Below are 20914 nucleotides of genomic sequence, written 5' to 3'. Positions count from 1 at the left end.
ATTTGATTGTGTAACATATATTCAAAACAACCAAGCTGCTTATTGTTTGCTCTATTTTTCTTCAGGAAATGTGTGATTTGATTCACGCATCCCTTTGACTGGCTTTGGTTTTAGCAAGCATTAAAAATAAGGCGCGCATTATACAGAATATTAATAAAAGTGGGAATGCTATCTATCTGGATGGCTAGAATGAATCAGGGGCTGATCGTCAGCCCCTGATTACACGGTTTGATGTTATTTTTACCAATAAATGAATGCGCTATATGTTCATTAATGGTCGAGGTATAAATAGTTCTGCCAGCTCTTCATACGAATAAGCACTTTGCGCATCACTGATACGTGAGTAAAGCTGTCTGAATAAACTGCAACTTCAACCGCAGTACCCATTGGTAGGTGGTATCCACTCAAGTCGTCGGTAATTTTCAGCTTCGCAAAAACACGTCCGCTCGTGCGCAAGGCATCAGTCCCAAGAAGAGCGCCTCGCGCTTGAATTTGGCTTTCACCAATGGCTGGAATCACGTCAATGACTTCGCCACGGAACACTTTGCCCGGAATTGCGCGGAACATAAATTCTGCTTCAAAGCCTGGCTTCAAGCGTTGTAATGAGTTCTGTCTGAATGCCGCGGTGTACGTAATGTCTTCGGTATGTACGAAGGTCATTGCCGGGGCAAGTGGCAACGGCACAGCCATAACACCAGGACGCAAAGCCAATTGCGTAACGTAACCATCGGTTGGCGCACGAACGACGGTTTGCTCTAAGTTAAACTCTGCTTTACGCAGCTCGGCAAGAAGTTGCGCGACTTGGGTATTTTCGCCTCCGATTTCAGAGTCCAGAGCGATTTGCGCTTGTTCTTGTTGCAAAATCGCAACGTCTAACATGGCTTCTGCCGCTTTATACGCTTGGCGTCGAGTATCCAAATCTTGTTCAGTAAACGCGCCACGATCAAAGCCCTTTTGATATCGGCTAAATTCCCTTTGTGCTTTATCTCTGTCCGCTTGCGCTTTCAATACAGCAGCTTCTGCTTCTCTTAGATCAGACTCTAAACCCAGGGCACCTTGGCTTGCTTCTTTGACTTTCGCTTTAAGGCGAGCAACTTCTGCTTCAAAAGGCACAGGATCGATTTTGAAAAGAATATCGCCCGTTTTGAGCGGTTGGTTGGCCTGGACTGGCACTTCCACCACGCGGCCACGCACGCCAGAGACGATAGGCGTAGTCGGGAACACTTGGTTACCTAATTGAGTAAATGGGTGGTTGTAGTTCATAAGCAGCACGAGTGTGCCCACTAACACTACGCCGCCAAGTACGGCGGTTGGAACGGTCCATTTGTTTAGAGGAATATTGAAAATTTTAAAAATGGCAATACAAAGAGCGGCGTAAGTCAGAATCAGCAATAAGTCCATTATTCGTCCTCTTTACTTTGTTCAGGCAAAGGCTTTTGCTGAATCTTTTGTTGTTTCAACATCGATACTTCGTTTTTGAGTTCGTTGACTTCATCGATGAGTTCTTCAAGGCGGTGATGAATGTCGTGTGTTTCTTGTTCTAGTTGTTTAAAACCCCAGCCGCGTTCCTTGCGCCATAATGTTGCCCAGATCCATAAAAATGGCCACAGCGCATGCAAAGTGAAAAGGCTGACCCAGCCAGCGTAGTGAATTGCGTCTTGGTGCGGGTGCTCTCTCTCTTTGGCGATTTCATATGGAATATCATGAATGACAATGATTCCGTAAAAGATCACTAAAGCAACGAAGATGAGTAACCCAAGTGCAAAATAGTCTAGAAACATCTTACCTACCTGTGCTTATTGCGAAATGGAAAATCTACGTAAATTAACAATTTAAGTATTTGTCTTAACTACAGATGAATCAAGCGGTTTTTATGTAGGAATTATGTTTATGCGATGTAAGTATCCACTGATGTTTATTGGCAGTTAAGGTGTTGCTGAGTACTTATTTAAACAAACAGTGAAGTGATAGAGGAAGGATAAGTAAAAAGTATAACAAAGCCCCAGATGTCAACCGGGGCATGGTTTAAAGTTCGGTACAGACTTGGTTTCTGCCGTTGGCTTTGGCGCGATAAAGAGCTTTGTCTGCACGATAAAAAGTTCGCTGAGTATTCTCGCCTTCTCGATGCAAGGTAATCCCTATGGATACGGTCAGCCCCCGTTCACCAAGAATATCCTCCCAACCATATTGATAAATCCGTTCACGATAATTCTCGGCATGCATTTCTGCGCGTTCCAGTTGGGTATTCTCAAGGATCACGAGGAACTCTTCACCACCAAATCGTACGCACGATGCGCCTTTAAATCTGAAGTAGGACGCCAGTTCCTGTGACACACTTTTGATCGCTTTGTCGCCCACCAAGTGGCTTAGTTCGTCATTGATGGATTTGAAGTGATCGATATCGATGACCATCAATGCAAATGCAGTATCGTGCAGAAGTAGATCTTTTAGTTTAACTTCTAACCAGCGTCGGTTGTGTAAAGACGTAAGTGGATCGGTAAAGACGTCCTGCTGCAGCTGAGCAACAGTATTTTTATGCTGCTTGGTGGTTTCTTTTAGTTCTTTGTTTTCTAGCTCTGACAAAATGAGTTTGAGTTGTAACTCAAAGCGTGAAAGTCGGCGTAGTTGAGCAGACCCTAACTCACCGATCGGAATATGTTTTACAAGATCAGATTCGATTCTATGCGCTTTTTTTTCACAATTTAATGCTTCTTGATACAACCCTTGAGAGGCGTAAACTTGACTCATCGCGTTATAAAAATGCTGAGTAACGATAGGAGATAGCTGCTTTTGAATCCTTTTACTGATGGAGTCCAACGTTAAATTAGCTAAAGAAGTGTGCCCTACACCGTTTAGACAATACGCAGTCTCAATTTTGACCATCGTGGATAACCAGTATGTCGTGGCACTACCCGTTGTATACTGAACATTCGAAATAGCCAGCAACGCATTGGGGTAGTCTTCTTGCAGACGATGTAATTTGGCTCGGTAGAGGTGAATTTGTGCGGCGAGGTTTTTATCACTGACGAGAATGCTCAGTTCTTCACATTCACTCAACAGCTCTTTGGCGTCTGCGGTACGGTTCAAGCTGATATAACAGGCAAGCATGTACAGCTTGTAACGAAGGCGTAGGGATCGACTGCCAATAGCGTGATCGATAGCATCTATTTTTTGATAATAACGTAATGCACGTTGGTGATCCCCATAGGCATCGCATAAATTACCCATTCCAATAATGGCCAATACGTACTCATCAATATAGCCGTACTCGACGGCGATATTGGTTGAAGCAACATACTCGGTTAATGCCGCATTGTAGTCACCTACTTCAACTAAACGCTCACTCAAGCTTGCTTTCACAGAAAGAATATCTTCTACATCTTCTGGTAAAACAAGCAACTCAAGCGCTTGTTTCAATTCACTAATGCTGTCGTTGAGCTGTTTGATCTCTCTTCGATACTCGGCGCTAATGATATAGCAATGCGCTTTCTCTCGGTTTGTTGACGCAATATGTAACCCTATGTGTTCCCATAGCGTAATCGCTTCTTCACCTGAAACGGAAGAAGGATCGATACCTGCGTCAGTCACCTTGCTAAGCAGTTGTTCCATTCTTCATTACCTCAATATAACTTTCTTCGAGCTGTTCTAACGTGAATGGGAAGGTCAGGATATCTTGCAAATACAGTATCGGTTTCGGGCCTTTGATTCCGCGTCGCTTCCATGGATAGATGTCTAACATCGCTTGGACAGTGCGGTAGACCTCTTCTGCTGCTTGACCTTTTTCTGCAATTAACATTGCTAGCCTGTTACTGGAAATTCTCGAGATGAGGTCGCTGGAGGTTGTCAATGCATGAACGAGCTCGGTACAAACATCGAGAACTTCGGGGTTTGAATGCTGAATCATAATGATGGCGTGGTTAGAGCGTTTGAGCTCCGTTTTAAACAAAACTAACTGTTCCCACCAGTAGGTCTCAGAAACGACATTAGAGAACTGTTTTTCAGGGTCGTATTCGTGTTGAGAGCGAATATGATTGATCAGCTTACGTGCTCGCTGCTCTAGTTGGCGTTTAGAGCCTCTTGCTTTATCCATGCTGATTCGATGAGTTTGTTCTTTGAGCATTTTGAGTGCGTGCTTACGGTATTTCTTGAACGCGTTAAACGCAGATTCAAAGTCACCTTGTTCTTCAGCGACTCGTGATTGTTGGAAGCAAATTTGGCTGAGTAGCTCACCGTGGTCGAAACTGAGTGCAGACTCTTCTGCTGCAAGTAGCAACTTGGCAGCGCTGTCTGTATTTTGGCGCAAAAGCTCAAGTCTTGCTCGGCTAATAAAAGAGTGTGCTTTCATCCAAACGAGGTCATGCTCAATGGCGAGCTGGTGGGCTTTTTGGGTGGCTTCTTCGGCCGCATCAAGGCGTTCTAGTCCAAGCAGTGCTAACCCTTTAAAGTCCCAGATCTCGGCTTGCCACGTACTGTCATCATGATCTTTTAATACTTCGGTTGCTCCATCCAGTACCGTAAGCATCTCGACAAACTTATTTAGTAAGTAATAGTCCCAAGCTAATAGGATGCGCGCTTTGCCTTCTAACCAAGCAATACGAACATTGTTTGCCACTTTAACGGCTAACTCATGAGTTGAAGCGGCAAGTTGGTGTTCATTAGTGATGCGCCATACATTACCAAGCCCAATTAGAGATTCGATTTGAATTTCAACATCATCAACAAGAGCAGATTGTTCGAGCGCATTAATCCAATATTGTTGCGCGGAATAATACTTTGCTTGGCCCCAATATTGGAGTGCAAAAAGATGGAGAATTTCCGGGAGATGATCGTCGGTTTCAAGCTGTGTTTGTTTGCTGTAAGCGTTTTTGACGAGTTTTAAGCCTTGTCGGTAATCCATTAGGCACCAACAGCATTGCGCCATGATGAGTAAGGCTTTGATCTCTCCGTCCACAAATAAAATTTGTTCCGCGCGGATACGATATTGCTGCGCAATATTAAAGGTATGTTTAGGGGCCGATTTTATTTGGCCTTTAAGCTTAGTGAGATCATCTTCTAGCTGAATTTGGTTTTTATCCAACGTTCACATCCATGACTATCGAACTGGAAATCACACCTAATATTAAGTGGTTAGATGCATGTTTCTTTACCAAAGCGATGCGGATAACGTTTTGGTAAACGATCAGGGGCCGTAATGTATACCGTTACAACCCCTAATTACTACATCTAAATTACCAATAGAATAGCTACGATAGGAGCTGTTTGATTGTCAAAGGTGCATCAGAGACTTCCAACCTTTGTGCAGCGGTAAGACCTTGTTTATCCTGATAGCACAAATTATGCCAAGCTCTGAATATATCTAAAAGAGGTAAAATACCAGCAGGTCGTAATTTGCGACGTGGCTCGTTAATGAAGCTTTCGAAAAGAATCTGAAAGCGGTTTTGATAAAACTTCACATGACGAGTTGTCGCAACGTTAAACCATTTTTCAGGCTCATTTTGATCGCCAGCGAGGTAGCAAATGCCTTTGTGGTTTTCGTTTTGACTAGAGATTGCCCAACGATCGCGCCACCAACTCATATAGGCGATATCGACTTTGCCAAAGGGAGTGCTCATGTCCCAACTAGCGTCCTCTTCTACATACATCAAGTCGACACTTTTCTCTTTAATACGAGGTAAACAAACGCTCAATGCAGCTGAACGTAGTAGGGGATCTTGAGGCATGTATAGAGATACACGTTTGTTTGGGCAGCACATATCAAGTACGTGCAAATAGTGTGCATACGAGGTGTATGGCGGACGGACTAATGCCCCTTTTGAAGGGTAATGAAATACAGATAGATTACCAAGAGGGTCTTCTACGTTACCGCGAGCCAAAATTGTTTGGTATTTTTGGTCAATTCGCTCTCTGAGGTGATGAGAAGGTTCCGCAAGCGGCTCACTTGCTTCCGCTACGTACTCCTGGGAAACAAAACGAGACACCTCATCGTAAGGATTATGATCGAGAGTTGCGATTGGCTCTTCATCAGCGGAATAATTGACGTGCTGGCAAAGAATATAGCCAGAATGCGCTTCGCCAGAAACAATCCAATACACACCATTATTGCTGTTCGGTTGCAATGCAATATAGTTTGAGGCCAATTCATAATGCGTTGCGTGGTTTACCCAGCGCGCATCAATGGTTGCCAGCTTGCGGCGGCAGCGGCTAGCTATATGGTCAACATGATCGTAAAAGGTTTTTGGGTTAATACTAAGCTTGCGGCAGATTTCTCGTACGGAATATCCCGTAAACAATAAACCCATCAAGTTCTCTTGAAATTGAAGCTTCTTGTTGGCACCAGACCACTTGTCGACAAAGGTACTTTGACACACTTTACAGCGGTAACGTTGGCGATCGCCACTGTAACCGAAAGCGTGATAGAGGTGTTTGTGAGTGTGGACAGAAAGTCCAAAGTTGTCGCAATCATCATTACGGCAAGCAGGCAACCCGTCACTGTGGACGTGCCGCAGGCGATGAAGTTCGTTCACGACATCGCGATTATTAAGTAAGGGGGGGAAAGCTCCACATTCACGGCATACCATCGCCGGACGCTTAGGGTTCGCATGTTGCAGAACGTAACGCTTTGCATCACTCAATCCAAAGTTGTCACACGCCAATGTTTTACAAAAGTTGAGTTGTAACCCATCTGCGTCTTTTGGCAGTTCGCCGTTAGACACAATCGCCCCCTCGGGATAATTCGGGCAGCCAGCATAACTCTGGCTGCAAATTATTACTTACTATTTGTTCTTAGATGTTGATTGCAGTTTCTAGTGCAACTTTCATCATGTCGTTGAACGACTTCTGACGCTCTTCTGAGCTTAGTTTTTCACCACGGATGATGTGGTCAGAAACTGTCAGGATAGTCAGTGCTTTCGCGCCTAGGTCAGCTGCTACGCCGTAGATACCAGCCGCTTCCATGTCTACACCTAGGATGCCTAGTTTTTCCATCTTCTCGAAGATGTCTGCTTCTGGTGTGTAGAACAGGTCTGCAGAGAATACGTTACCTACTTTTACAGGCACTTCCTGAGCGCGCGCTTGGTTAACTGCTTCTTCTAGAAGACCGTAATCAGCGATTGCTGCGAAATCGTGGTTGTTGAAACGGATACGGTTAACTTTAGAGTCTGTAGAAGCACCCATACCGATAACAACGTCCATTAGTTTCACGTCGTCACGTACTGCACCACAGCTACCCACACGGATAACGTTTTTCACGCCGTATTCAGCGATTAGCTCGTGTACGTAGATACAGCAAGACGGGATACCCATGCCGTGGCCCATTACAGAAACTTTTTTGCCTTTGTAAGTGCCAGTAAAGCCGAACATGTTGCGAACGTCACAAACTTGTTTCACATCTTCTAGGAACGTTTCAGCGATGTATTTAGCGCGCAACGGGTCGCCTGGCATTAGAACTGTTTCAGCGAAATCACCTGGTTGTGCGTTAATGTGTGGGGTTGCCATAAGTGCTCTCCAAAGTTTTGTTTTGATAAAACGCCTCTATTATAGAACGCTATTACCAATTCTGTTGAACTTGTTCGTTTTCGTTGAGGCAATAATAACGGGACGTACAGTGGCCCCTTGAGAGCTTAGTCACAAAAACCACGCATTTAGAAACTGCAACTCCTATTGATAACCAAATCTGTTGAAATCAAAAGAGCAATCGATTTGCTTTTGAGCAGTTTGTCGATTGCGCGCACAAATTCTTTGTTTTTGGGCCAAACTTTTTTCTGACAGCTGGTTGATCGAAATACTTTCGAGTGAAGTAAAACGATTAAATTGTACAACTTATTTTCTTGTACAATCTGGAAAGGCTTGCTATAAGTTATACAACAAAACTTTTTGTATAGGGATGCGTCATCATGGAATCTTCGATCAAAGTAGGTATCAGTTCGTGTGTTTTGGGTGAACGAGTGCGTTTTGACTCTGGTCATAAGGTGAGCAACTTTGTGACTAAAGAGCTTAGCCCGTATTTTGACTTTATTTCGGTATGCCCTGAAGTCGGCGTAGGTATGCCAGTACCCCGTCCAACCATTCGTCTTGTTTCTAATGAAGAGCGTGTTGCATTGGTTGAAACCAAAAATCCAGAAAATGATCATACCGACAATATGCTCACTTACTCGGCCAATAAAGTAGATGAACTTCAAAGCGAGCAGCTTTGTGGTTACATCGTTTGTGCTAAGTCACCAACTTGTGGCATGGAGCGAGTCAAGGTTTACAGCAAGAACAGTGCTGCGAAAGAAGGTGTTGGCTTGTATACACAAACATTGATGCAAAAAATGCCTTGGTTGCCTGTTGAAGAGGATGGCAGACTTAACGACCCTGTATTGAAAGAAAATTTTATCACTCGAGTATTTTGTCTAAATGACTTTTACGACTCGATGGATGGTGAGCCTACTCGTGGCAAAATCATCGACTTTCATTCGCGCTACAAACTGACGTTAATGGCACACCACCCAGAGTCATACCGCTCCCTTGGCCGCTTAGTCGCTGATGTCGCTAATTATGAAATTGAAGACTTTTACCAAGAGTATCGTTTAGGACTGATGAAGGCGTTAACGAATCGGGCTAGCCGCAAAAATAACACAAATGTGTTGATGCATTTACAAGGGTACTTCAAACGCTCACTAACTAAAGAAGAAAAAGAAGAGTTAGCGACAGTGATTCACGACTACCGTATCGGAATGCTGCCTCTGCTAGCACCACTTACATTGATTAAGCATTACTTAAATACTTACCCAGACGAATATTTAGCAAAACAGAAGTTTTTAGAACCGTATCCGCAGGAGATGAGATTACGCTATGGTTTGTAGTTCAGAAGAAAAACTATACGCGATCCGAGATGTCGCAGAAATCACGGGTGTAAAACCAGTTACGCTGAGAGCTTGGCAACGAAGATACAACTTGATCCAACCTCAGCGAACTGAAAAAGGACACAGACTTTATCGCCAGCAAGATCTCGATACGATTCGCGAAGTCCAGAGCTGGCTCGCGAAGGGGATTTCGATTGGTAAAGTGAAGGGGCTGCTAGGAAAAAGCGCCGATGTCGAAGTCAAAAACGAGGTTCGCACACTCGAAGAAGTTGAAAACATGCTGCTTGCGCTGTCTACCCTGAATCGAGGAAAAGCAGAGAGTTTACTTGCCTCTGTTCTTAAAGAGTATCCACTAAAACTCGTTATTGATCAGTTTATTAGCCCAGTATTTGATGCGCTAGACATGGTGAAAGGATCGCTGCGATCTTTACAAGTAGGGTTATTTCAGACTTGTTTGATCACTCGACTTGTCCTTGTAATCGATTCTGAAAACAAAGCCGCTTCCAAAGGAAAGTGTCTGCTCATTAGCTTTGAACAAAACAGAGAGTCTGAGAGTTGGATTCAAGCAGCGAAGCTTTGCGAACAAGGGTATCACACGACTTTGATCGATAAGGTTGATGATGTTTCTGGTCTACTAGATCACGAGGTCGTTGAAAATGGTTCGTTTATCTACCTTTTCTCCAACAAAGCGCTAGCTGCTAAACAAGTAGCGTCCATCAAAATGCTTCACGCACAACTAGGTGATCGGATGGGGTGCTCTGAAGTGATAGAGAAATTACACCTAACTTAGTAGACAAAAGATAGGAGCTACCATGATTTTAGTATGGTTTCGACGTGACTTACGTACGTTAGACCACACGGCACTCAAAGCGGCATTGGATTCAGGTCAGCCTGTCGTCGCTTGCTTTATCGCGACGCCAGAGCAGTGGCGGGAGCATCACATGGCGCCGATGCAGGCAGACCTCATTGCTCGTCGCTTAGCTTGTCTTAACGAGGAGCTTGAAAGCCTTAATATTCCCTTTTTGTACAAAGAGGTGCCGTCGTTTTCCGATTGTACAGATGTGATTAGTGGGTGGGCGGAAACACTTGAAGCCACTTCTGTCATGGCAAACATTCACTATGAGGTGAACGAACGAGAGCTCGATACACAAGTAAGTGAAGCGTTAGCTTCTCACGATATCGAATTTGAACTGTTTCATGACAAATGTGTGCACGCGCCAACGACGGTTCTTAATAAGCAAGGCGAATATTTTAAGGTGTTTACGCCATTCAAGCGTGCTTGGTTAACGCAGTTCCATATGCCGACGGTAGTAAAACCTCACGAGCAAGCGCCACTCAATAAAAAGGTACTCGAACAATTAGAGTCGGCTCGATTTAATTCAAGCTTCACATTTAGCTATCCTCGAGAATCCAGTGAAGACTGGCTGGCTTCGACTAATGATATTTTGAAGCAGCTTAGGGAATTTGCACGGGAGCGCAGTGACGCGTATCAAAGCGAGCGAGACTTTCCAGCTATTGATGGCACTAGCCAACTGTCTCCATACCTTGCGATTGGCGCGCTATCACCAAGGCAGTGTATTGCTCGTTTGTATGCTGAAAATCAACAAAATGACCTTACAGAAGGGAAAGCAACTTGGTTAAGTGAGATCATTTGGCGTGAGTTTTATCAGCACCTATTGGTTTTCGAACCAAAACTCGTCAAAGGCAAAGGATTTATCGATTGGGAGGATAAAATCCAGTGGTCCTATGATGAGAAAGCCTTTGAGCGATGGAAGACAGGAACAACAGGATACCCAATCGTTGATGCAGCAATGCGTCAGCTCAATCAAACAGGCTGGATGCACAACCGATTACGTATGATTGTCGCGAGCTTTCTTACCAAGGACTTACATATTGATTGGCGATGGGGAGAAGCGTACTTCATGAGTAAGCTGGTGGACGGCGATTTTGCAGCGAACAATGGTGGCTGGCAATGGTCTGCTTCTACGGGTTGTGACGGGCAGCCATACTTTCGTATTTTCAACCCGATAAGCCAAGGCGAAAAGTTCGATGTTAATGGTGAATTTGTGCGCCACTGGGTACCAGAAATCAAAAGTGTACCGAACAAATACATCCATAAACCTTGGACTTGGGAGGGCTTTTCTTTACTGGAATATCACAAGCCGATGGTTGATCACAAGACAGAAAGAGAGATAACCTTACAGCTCTTTAAAAGTGCCAAGGAATAGAGTGAAATGCTTAGCAAAAAGCGATCAATGAGTTTCGCAAAACGTACCCTGCTATCTGTGTCGTTATCTTTAGTGAGTGGTCTATCATTCGCTAAGATGTACGAATTACCAGAGGATGGAAGCCGTTTAATTGGTCGCCTTGAAAACCACGTCGTTCAAGAAGGCGAAACCATGGCAAATATCGCTAAGCTCTACGATGTGGGTATGCTAGGTTTAATGGCCGCAAACAAAGGAGTGGATCCCTTCTTACCAGAAGAGGGGCATGTTCTTACTATTCCGACACAGCTAATCCTCCCAGACGTACCTTATAAAGGTATCGTTATTAATCTAGCCGAGCTGCGCTTATATTACTTTCCGAAAGGAGAGGATATTGTCCATGTATTTCCTGTCGGAATTGGCCGAATAGGGCGCGATACCCCAGTAATGACAACGCGTATCAGCCAAAAACGACCGAACCCTACATGGACTCCTCCAGCCTCTATTCGTGCCGAGTACAAAGCAAAGGGCATTGACCTACCAGCCGTTGTTCCTGCGGGGCCTGATAATCCACTTGGTATGTTTGCATTGCGTTTAGCTTACGGGAATGGCGAATACCTAATTCATGGTACCAACAAGGACTTTGGGATTGGTATGCGAGTCAGCGCGGGTTGTATTCGTATGGACCCAAGTGACATTGAGTGGTTATTTGACAAGGTTCGTAACGGCGAAGACGTTAATATCATTAACCAGCCTATCAAAATGACACTTGAGCCTGACAGAAGTGTGTTCTTAGAAGCACATGAGCCTTTGACTCGTAGTAATGGCGAGAAAGATGAACTGAAAGTGCCGAAAGAGTTAAAGTGGTGGTTGGATGAATTCGGTATGAAAAACGTGAAGGCTAAAGCAGCAATCGCTGCACAGAATGGGGTTCCTATCGAAATAACCGCGCCTTAACGGGCGTTAAGACGCGGTATTAAATCTTACTTAGTGTAAGACTGAGCGATGTTATCGATACGCTCGTTAGCACGCTCAGCTTCTTCTTGAGCAGCCATTGCTGCTGCGCCTGATTTTTGAACGTCAGATTGAAGAGCTTGTACGTCTTGGCTTAGTTGGCTAACTTGGTTGCTTAGTTCGTCTAATTTTGCTGCATTTGCTGTAGCTGCGTCATCAGAAGAAGCACAACCGGCTAGTAGAAGTACTGAAGTTGCTGCAGCTGCGATCAACGTTTTGTTCATATAAGAACTCCTTGCTTATAGTGAAAGTCTCGCTACTAACTATTATTTTATACAGTAGCGAGGTTAAATGTGGTTACATTTTATCAGTACATGATGTAGCAAAAGTCAAAAAAACCCAAGAATTTCATGGAGTACCTGACGTCAACTTTTACCTGAACTTAACAAAGTTTAACTACCTATCCTTTATTTCGTTCTCACAACAGTTTTCATAGCAGGTGTATTTGCCACGTTCCTGATATCAATAATTTAGACGATATTGACACAAATGAAAGTTTATTGGCCCAAATAACTGCTATTTAAGTCGTTTTGTTGATGGATAGAAGGCATATTTGAACGGCTTTTCTCTAAACTTCCTGTCCAGCTGCTCATCAAAAAGGCTAGTCTTTACTCTGAACTGAGCCACAAATGATGTTTTACCGTTACCACAGGGAATTAGTTTGTGTGATCTCTATCTATACTCCTATGATTTGCGGTATTATACCGAGCTTTATTTTTTTGCTGCGTTAGAGCGGAAACGACACTACAGAGCGCTCAGACGCTGACTGATTTATTGGAGAATACTTTGCAATTTAAAGATCTAGGCCTAGACAACCGATTGTTGAAGAACCTAAAACACTACGATTTTAAAAAAGCGACTGACATTCAGCAGCAGGCGATTCCTGTTGCGATTGCAGGCAAGGATCTATTGGCATCTTCGAAAACAGGTTCGGGCAAGACTTTGGCGTTTGTATTGCCAATGCTTCATAAGTCTTTAAAGACAAAATCGTTTTCTGCGAAAGACCCTCGCGCGGTAATCCTTGCTCCTACTCGTGAGCTAGCGAAACAAGTATATGGTGAGCTTCGTTCTATGCTAGCTGGCCTATCTTATGAAGCAGCACTGATTTTGGGTGGTGAGAACTTTAACGATCAAGTAAAAGCTCTGCGTCGTTACCCGAAATTTATCGTGGCGACACCAGGACGTTTGGCTGATCACTTAGATCATCGTTCGCTTTATCTGGATGGTTTGGAAACGCTGATTCTTGACGAAGCAGACCGCATGTTGGATTTGGGTTTTGCACCAGAGCTTCGTCGCATTCATAAAGCAGCCAAGCATCGTCGTCGTCAAACGTTGATGTTCTCTGCGACATTAGATCATGCAGACGTCAATGAAATCGCGGCTGAAATGCTCAATGCGCCAAAGCGAATTGCTATCGGCGTTTCTAACGAAGAGCATAAAGATATCACGCAAAAATTTTACTTGTGTGATCACCTAGATCATAAAGAGGCAATTTTAGATCGTGTTCTTTCTGAGGCTGAATACCGTCAAGTTATTATCTTTACGGCAACGCGTGATGATACTGAGCGACTAACAGAAAAGCTGAACGAAAAGAAACTGAAGGCTGTAGCACTAAGTGGTAACTTGAACCAGACTCAACGTAACACCATTATGAGTCAGTTTGAGCGCGCAGTATTTAAGATCCTTGTAACGACTGATGTTGCTTCCCGCGGTTTGGATATTGCAACTGTGACACACGTCATCAACTTCGATATGCCAAAGCATACCGAAGAATACGTACACCGAGTTGGTCGTACTGGTCGTGCAGGAAACAAAGGGGATGCAATCTCTCTTGTTGGTCCAAAAGACTGGGATAGCTTTAAACGTGTAGAAGCATACCTACAACAAGATCTTGAGTTTTCATTGTTCGAAGATTTGAAAGGTAAGTTTAAAGGCCTTAAGCCACCTAAACCAGATTTCCGCAATAAGAAAGCGACCGCAAAGAAAGCTCGCCCTCAAGCGAAAAAATCGGCGAAAAAACCAGCTAAGCGTGACAAGAGCTTCTACAAAAACGTATCTGTGGGTGATGATGTCTTCATCCCTAAGAAAAAACCAGCGGCACCGAGCTCTGAAGAGTAAAAGCTGCTGTAGTTTCCCATTGATTTTAGTTCTTAAAAATCCGAGTGTTCGCACTCGGATTTTTTATGTCTGTCGCTAGGTGAAATAGCGTCTTTCCATACTCACTCGTTAGTCAGCTTTTATATCCGTCTGGTTGTATATAAACAGCATAGAACGCTAATTTAGGAAGTTATTAAGTTTTATAACCTCGGTCAAAGCAAACGTTTTTCCTCACACACTAGATAAAAATCTCACATGATCATGAAAATGATAATTGATCTCATTTTTATTTAAGGGCAGAATACGCGCCATTGTATTAATCCTATAAATGAATTCGCTCTCTATATGAAATTTACTCATGTTTTTTTAGGGCTCATAATTACCTCTAGTTCTGGCTTTGCTGCTGATGATTTCAACTGGCTTCGAGATGATGCTCGTAAAGATGAGCGAGTTCTTACCTACCTAACAGAACAAAACCACAAAACTGAACAGCACCAAAAAAGTTATCAGACGTTGACAAAAAACCTACTAACGCAGTGGGATACCATGGTGGCAGACAAAGGTGATAAGCCATGGTCGATCGTGAGTGGAAGAGAGTGGACGCTAATGCGTCGCGATGGTCGTTACTTACTATTATCCCGTGCGAGTCAACATGCACCAGAAAACGTGGTGTTCGATTTCGATGAACGACAATCTGCGCATCAGTACTACCAACTTGGTCAATGGCAAGTGAATGGTGACACGCTCCTTTTCACGGAAGATATCGACGGCAGCGAACAATATCGTGCTGTGGTTGTTGATTTACTCTCCGGTCAATCTACGGAACTGGCGACGCACGTCGATAGTGGCGTATTGTTGTCACCTAACGGGAAAGTGGCATTCCTCGTTGCAAAAGAAAAGCGCACCCAGCGACCTCATCAGATCTTACGTATCTCCACTGAATCTTTGGCAAAAACAGTCCTATGGAATGAACCCAAGTCAGATTGGTTACTTTCTTTCTATCGTGCGGCAGATAGCCGTTATGCTGTGCTGCAAAGCAACAACGAGTCAACAACAGAGCAGAAGCTTGTCGACCTAGAAACGGGCACTGTCTCAGATTCATTGCGAAAGCCTGAAGTGGGTGTGGAATATTACGCGGATGTGGCGAAAGGTTATATTTATCTTAAAAGCAACCTGGAAGGAAAGTTCGCCCTTTACCAAGCCGAACTCGCACCGCTTGGCGCAACATGGCAACGCTTTACCAATCCTCGTGAGCCGCTTGAACAGTTCTACCTTTATGATGCAGGAGTTGTGGCACTTAGTAAGCCAAACAACTTGTCGACATTGACGGTGTATTCTTACCAAGGGCAGGAAAAAGTGATACTGCCATTGGAACACGATGGTAATGTCGCTTGGCTAAGCACATTGGGCGATTTTGAATCAAACAAAATTCGTATCCGAAGCATGTCGATGACTACGCCTCCTCAGTGGGAAGAGTTCGATGTAAAAACGCTGAATAAATCCTTGTACTCTCAAGATGCTTACCAAGACTTTGATAGTCAGCGTTATGTATCCCAACGTATTTTTATTAAGCACGACGGCGTTTCTGTCCCGGTCTCTTTGGCGTATCGCAAAGACAAATTGCACCCACAATCTCCTGTGATGATTTACGGTTACGGCGCGTATGGTTTTACGATGAAACCGTACTTTATGCCTCAGGTTATCAGTTTACTCGACCAAGGTGTGATTTACGCTATCGCCCATGTCCGTGGCGGTGGGTACTTTGGCGATGAATGGCACGAGCAAGGCCGTGGTGTGCGAAAAGCCAATTCTATTGGTGATTTTGTCGCGGCCGCGAAGGCGCTGCAAACATTCGAACGTGGCAATAGAGAGGTTTTCGCCATCGGTTCTAGTGCTGGTGGTACGTTGGTGGCCGGAGCGGTTAATCAAGATCCTAAATTGTTTTCAGGTGTCGTACTTAAAGTGCCTTTTGTTGATGTGGTTGCAAGTATGTCGGATACCTCACTTCCGCTTACCACACAGCAGTATGGCGAATGGGGTAACCCAACCAAACCTGAACAATTGGCGTTAATGAAGGCGTACGATCCGATTCTCAATATCCATAAAAACGCTTACCCACCCATGTTGGTTCAAGTCGGTTTAATTGATCAGCGCGTGCCATATTGGGAAGGCGCAAAGTATCTGGCTAAAGTTTCAGCGTTAAGTGAGCACAACGGGCCGTACTTGTTGCAAACTGATTTTAATTCGGGCCACCAAATGGACCCACGACAAGCGCAAGAACAACAAGCAAAAGAATACGCATTTCTACTATCACTCATTAAAACATCTAAAGCGGAGCAGTAAATGAAGCTTACCCCAGTGTCAGCGGCAGTACTTTCGGTACTTGCTGCCAGTCAAGTGCACGCCGAATCTAAGGTTTTCTCAATGGAAGAGGTGGTGGTAACCGCCAATAAAATCGATCAGCCATTGTCAAAAGTGGCAGGTAGTGTCGCGGTTATCACAAACGAGCAAATCGAAGAAAGAGGCGAGACCGAGCTATATGACGTGCTGCGTAACGAACCTGGTGTAAGTGTGACGGGCGGTGCAGGACGTCCGCAAAACATTACCATCCGTGGTATGACGGGTAACCGCATTATGATCGTTCGTGATGGCATTCGTTCTGCGGATGGCTTCGGTGCGAATGACATTAATGATGCAGTTGGGAGAGATACTTTTGATTTATCCAATTTTGAATCGCTGCAAATCATTAAAGGGGCAAGTTCTTCGGTGCATGGCTCTGGCGCGATCGGCGGTGTGGTGATTTTAGAATCCAGTCAGCCGGGTGATTTCTTAAAAGACAAAGACTTCTACACCGATGTTTCCGGTACTTACACCGATATCAGCAACAAGTACAAAGGCACGAGTAATCTAGCTTTTCGTTCCGGTGATACAGAGAGTTTGTTTAACGTTTCATACTGGCAGGGGCAAGAGACACGTAACTTTGATGAAGATTTGTATAACCGCGACCTAGATGGTTACAGCGGTGCTTATACGATCAACCACTTTTTCAATGAAGAGGTGATGTTGAAAGCCAAAGCGGAACTCTACACCCAGAATCAAGAGCGTTTGGAGGGTTCACCGTCCATTCAACCTGATGGCATCTGGCATATTGAAGACTTTGCTGAGGATGAAACCACAGAAGAGTACAGCGCTTATATTGGTGCAGAGGTGACTCCGATTAATCCAACTTGGTTCGAAGAGTTGGATACCAAAGTTTACTGGCGTCACACCGAAGTGGTGGAAGACACCAACCGTTTAATGCGCCAAGTGGATCACAATGGTTTGATCACCAAGCGTCGCGAGCTGGAACACAAAACCTTCATTGACGAAACAATTGGCTTCCGTGGCGATTTCACTAATACGATTTATGCAGCAAATGCTGAGCACCAATTGGCTTACGGTGTCGAGCTTTCTACTGACTATTACGAACGCACAGATAGCGACTCCAAGATTGATTGGAACGGAGTAACACCTTCGACCAAACAACCTTTCGCTCCTGCTCGTGCTTATAACATTGGTTTGTACGTTCGAGACATGGTGGAACTGGATAAATGGACCATCACAGGTGGCCTACGCTTTGATGCGCACCGTCTCACGCCAGACGGTGCGGGTGAAGTGGGCGGCTTCCCATTAAAAGACATGGATAGCTCAGAGGTATCTCCAAGCCTGTCGGTTTCTCGTGAAATGTTTGCCAACAACATTGCTTATGTATCTTATAACCATGGTTACCGTGCTCCGGAATACGATAAAGCGTATGGCTTCGTAAGCCACGACTTTGTGCCGCTCACGCCGTTTGTAATTGCACCAAACATGGATCTAGAAGCTGAAACTTCCGACTCATTTGAAATTGGTAACAAGTTCGATAACGGTCGTGCGCATGTCTATGCGTCTGTGTTCTACAACAAGTTTGAAAACTTCATCGATGTTGTGACCACAGGCTTTGACTCAAGCACTGGTAATTACATCAAACAGTACCAAAACCTTGATGGCGTAGAGACTTATGGCGCAGAGCTTTCTGCGGGGTACGCGCTCACCAAACAATGGGACATCAGCACTAAGTTTGGCTACGTAGATGGCAAAGACGCGGAAGGCGAATACGTTCGAAGCATTACGCCATTCGAAGGTAATGCTCAACTGAAATACGCCAACCAAGACTTCAACGCTTACGTGGCTTGGAACTGGGCCGCTGCCATGGATCGCGTTCCTAAATGCCAGACCACACTTGGTCTAGCGACAGAGTGTGCGCAGACAAGCGCGTGGAATACGTTTGATCTTGGCGCAACTTACTACGTTTCCAAAGACCTTCGTGTTAGCGCAAATATCGTCAACCTGTTCGACAAAGAGTACATCCGATACCAAGACGTAGCGGGTATCGCTGAGGAAAGTAAGCGTTACTCAACTGAGCCTGGGCGCTACTTCACGCTGACTGCAAAATACGAATTCTAGGACGAAATCATGAAGCTAAAACCATTGGCGTTTTCGCTGCTTATTGCTTGTACCCCTGCGGCGCAGGCTGCAGAGTGGGATTATCCCGCAACGGACTCTGTGGTAACGAATGAAGCGCAAGCGAAAACTTATCTAGACAGCCACTACTCAGAAGCTGGCGAGTTTAAGTTCCGTTACAAAACCCAGTCTCAGCTTGGTGAGCATTACAATTTTGATGTTTGGGTAAACGGTGAATATCAAGCACAGCGCACCCTCGTAGTAACAACCGATAAAAATCATCACGTTGTGCGAGTGTTTAAGAGCCTTGAAGATACGATCATTCGCAACGGTAAACCAACGGTTGCAATGGAATTGGAATCACCTCGCCAACTGCAAGCACAAGAGCCACCTGCTTTGAGCTCTGGAAGTCTGGTTAATGTTGAGGTTTCTTTATTCAACCCAGATCTTCGCACCATGCAACAGCAAGCGGCACCAGAATCGACGTGGTCAGCACTGTCCGATTACCCTCAGCCGATCGAGTACGTCACCAAGTCGATCGAGGTTTTAAAGTCCGGCGGTAAGTTCTACCTCTCTAACCCAAGATTAAAGCAAGTGGATGCGACGGGTTTATTTGCAGCCCCTGCACCTGGTGAAGCGCCTGTACTCGATACGTTGGACTTCCTCAGCGCAGAAGGGGTTCAAGCATTTGACAGTGTTGATGAGATGCAAAGCACCGAGTTTGGTGACAATGCGTTCCCACAGTTGATGGCTTTTTATCATCTTGATAGCTCGATCCAATATCTGACAAGCCTGATTTACGACTTGTTTGACGAACCGCTTCGTTTTGATGCTCGCGGTTTATCAAAAGATAACTCTACTTACTATTACGGTCCGAAAGCACTCATGCTGGGTGTCGGTGGTGTTTCTCCGGATGCAGTCGATGCTGATGTAGTGATACACGAACTTGGGCATGGCATTCATTACCAAATCGTACCGGATTGGGCGTACGGTCACACTGGTGCTATCGCAGAAGGTTTTGCTGATTACTGGGCAGGCAGCGCGAGCTACCGCACTCAATATTTGGATGCTTCGCGTCGTGGTCAAGAATTCGAGTTAGATACGGTGTTCAACTGGGACGGTGTGTTCGGAACACGCAAAACAACTCGTAGCTTATGGAACCAAAGAGCGCGTTACTTCGAGGGCTCAGAGTATCCAGCGCACGTTAGCGTAGGTGGTGAACTAGGCGACGAGCTATGGTCAACGCCACTGTTTCAAGCGCTTAAAGCATCGGTTGAACGATACGGTGATGATACCGATAACGTGTTCCGTGAGTTTGACGCCATTGTACTTGAAGGCATGTACGGCATTGGTCGTGGCGTGAAAATGCATGATCTGGCGGAATCGACCGTGTTTGCCGCAAACACCTTGTTCCCAAATAAAGATTACGCCCAATTCCTGACGGACAGCTTCAACAAACACAACTTACTTAAAGCCCCTCTTCGTGTTCGCTATGACGCTCGATACATCGGACAAGGTGAAGACGTTGGTGTGAGTCTGAGCCAAACTGGCCGCGAAGCGAGCATCAAAGGGCAATGGCAGCTAAACAACGCATCCGTTTTCGACTTTGATGAAACGCTTTCTGATTCGACCTCTATGAAGGTGGGGTTACCAAGCGGTCTGACGTGTGGCACGCAATTCGATTCCTCTATTTCATTGGATTACCAATTTGCAGAAGGTTTAAAGACTCACCAGTGGAGTGAACAGGTGATGCTGGTTAATGGTACGCCAGAGCTTGATATCCAGCCTCAATCAGTGAATTCCGCTTTGCCAGAGCAGGGCGACAGGCTGTTCTCTCAGACGCTATCGGACAAGTCACTCACGATTGATGATTCGTTTGCGGTTTACCTGAACATCGAACATGACTCACTGCAGGATCTGCAAGTGACGCTTGTGTCTCCACAAGGCAAATCGGTCGTGCTACTTAGTCATCAATCAAGCAATACCAAAGGATTTAAAGGTTACTTCACCGCTCAGTATGACGAGGAGTTACGAGCACTTGTCGGTCAACCGAGTTGGGGTACTTGGCGTCTCGAAGTGTCTGACCGCGTGTCAGGGAATTCTGGGGTGTTGAAAGAGTGGGGTGTGAGTCACTTTGCTCAGTATCAGTGTAGTGCTGATACCACTAAAGAAAGCAGTGGCGGTGATTCAGGTGGCAGTGGTTCGCCTTGGACCTTGTTAGGACTTGTCCTGCTTTCAATGGTGAGAGTGATTCGCTCTCGTTAATTAAAATCA

15 protein-coding genes are annotated in these 20914 nt (G+C 45.0%); 8 read left to right on the top strand and 7 right to left on the bottom strand.

The genetic code is table 11. The annotated features are described in order from the left end of the window. Positions 1 to 270 precede the first annotated feature (270 nt). The 6 genes from R7040_RS06235 to deoD form a co-directional block, all read right to left on the bottom strand. Positions 271 to 1401: an HlyD family secretion protein gene (locus R7040_RS06235; protein ID WP_205391370.1), complete on the bottom strand. Its 1131-nt coding sequence runs from the start codon at positions 1399 to 1401 to the stop codon at positions 271 to 273. Continuing rightward, positions 1401 to 1781, bottom strand: a complete 381-nt coding sequence (locus R7040_RS06230; protein WP_005375135.1) for a DUF3302 domain-containing protein — start codon at positions 1779 to 1781, stop codon at positions 1401 to 1403. Before R7040_RS06230 ends, R7040_RS06235 begins: the two co-directional genes overlap by 1 nt. A 244-nt stretch (positions 1782 to 2025) precedes the next feature. Next, positions 2026 to 3609: a GGDEF domain-containing protein gene (locus R7040_RS06225; RefSeq protein WP_054574921.1), complete on the bottom strand. Its 1584-nt coding sequence runs from the start codon at positions 3607 to 3609 to the stop codon at positions 2026 to 2028. After that, positions 3593 to 5077 (bottom strand): hypothetical protein, encoded by a 1485-nt coding sequence (locus R7040_RS06220; protein ID WP_205391371.1) that lies wholly within the window; start codon positions 5075 to 5077, stop codon positions 3593 to 3595. Before R7040_RS06220 ends, R7040_RS06225 begins: the two co-directional genes overlap by 17 nt. A gap of 166 nt (positions 5078 to 5243) precedes the next feature. Beyond that, positions 5244 to 6713 carry a hypothetical protein gene (locus tag R7040_RS06215; RefSeq protein ID WP_005383936.1) on the bottom strand — a complete coding sequence of 490 codons (1470 nt, stop codon included), beginning with the start codon at positions 6711 to 6713 and terminating at the stop codon, positions 5244 to 5246. 70 nt (positions 6714 to 6783) lie between these two features. Beyond that, the gene (deoD, locus tag R7040_RS06210) at positions 6784 to 7494 is read right to left on the bottom strand and encodes a purine-nucleoside phosphorylase (protein ID WP_005375140.1); all 711 of its coding nucleotides are present in this window, start codon (positions 7492 to 7494) and stop codon (positions 6784 to 6786) included. Positions 7495 to 7892: 398 nt separating this feature from the next. Between deoD and R7040_RS06205 the strand changes: the two genes are divergently transcribed. Genes R7040_RS06205 through R7040_RS06190 form a run of 4 tightly spaced genes read left to right on the top strand, consistent with a single transcriptional unit; the run spans position 7893 to position 12004 of the window. Next, complete coding sequence (locus R7040_RS06205) at positions 7893 to 8843, top strand: YbgA family protein (protein ID WP_017635475.1); 951 nt, start codon at positions 7893 to 7895, stop codon at positions 8841 to 8843. Then, the gene (locus tag R7040_RS06200) at positions 8833 to 9633 is read left to right on the top strand and encodes a MerR family transcriptional regulator (RefSeq protein WP_065275469.1); all 801 of its coding nucleotides are present in this window, start codon (positions 8833 to 8835) and stop codon (positions 9631 to 9633) included. Before R7040_RS06205 ends, R7040_RS06200 begins: the two co-directional genes overlap by 11 nt. A 22-nt stretch (positions 9634 to 9655) precedes the next feature. Then, the gene (gene phrB, locus R7040_RS06195; protein WP_033906725.1) at positions 9656 to 11071 is read left to right on the top strand and encodes a deoxyribodipyrimidine photo-lyase; all 1416 of its coding nucleotides are present in this window, start codon (positions 9656 to 9658) and stop codon (positions 11069 to 11071) included. A gap of 6 nt (positions 11072 to 11077) precedes the next feature. Further along, entirely contained in the window at positions 11078 to 12004 is a 927-nt protein-coding gene (locus R7040_RS06190; protein ID WP_025768560.1) for a L,D-transpeptidase family protein, read from the top strand. A gap of 26 nt (positions 12005 to 12030) precedes the next feature. Here R7040_RS06190 and R7040_RS06185 read toward each other — a convergent pair whose 3' ends face one another. Then, on the bottom strand, positions 12031 to 12285 hold the full coding sequence (locus R7040_RS06185) for an Lpp/OprI family alanine-zipper lipoprotein (protein WP_005375145.1): 255 nt from the start codon (positions 12283 to 12285) through the stop codon (positions 12031 to 12033). A gap of 550 nt (positions 12286 to 12835) precedes the next feature. On the opposite strand from R7040_RS06185, the gene R7040_RS06180 reads away from it, so the two are divergent. From R7040_RS06180 to R7040_RS06165, 4 genes are all read left to right on the top strand, one after another. Continuing rightward, entirely contained in the window at positions 12836 to 14179 is a 1344-nt protein-coding gene (locus R7040_RS06180; RefSeq protein ID WP_031812859.1) for a DEAD/DEAH box helicase, read from the top strand. A 324-nt stretch (positions 14180 to 14503) separates the two neighbouring features. Next, complete coding sequence (locus R7040_RS06175; protein WP_186585110.1) at positions 14504 to 16501, top strand: prolyl oligopeptidase family serine peptidase; 1998 nt, start codon at positions 14504 to 14506, stop codon at positions 16499 to 16501. Further along, positions 16502 to 18643: a TonB-dependent hemoglobin/transferrin/lactoferrin family receptor gene (locus tag R7040_RS06170; RefSeq protein ID WP_186585112.1), complete on the top strand. Its 2142-nt coding sequence runs from the start codon at positions 16502 to 16504 to the stop codon at positions 18641 to 18643. A 9-nt stretch (positions 18644 to 18652) separates the two neighbouring features. Then, positions 18653 to 20905 (top strand): proprotein convertase P-domain-containing protein, encoded by a 2253-nt coding sequence (locus R7040_RS06165; RefSeq protein WP_186585114.1) that lies wholly within the window; start codon positions 18653 to 18655, stop codon positions 20903 to 20905. Positions 20906 to 20914 lie beyond the last annotated feature (9 nt).

Source organism: Vibrio sp. 1069 (genome assembly GCF_033340555.1).
The sequence above is the reverse complement of the archived record's forward strand: the minus strand, read 5'-3'. Positions and strand labels throughout refer to the sequence as shown.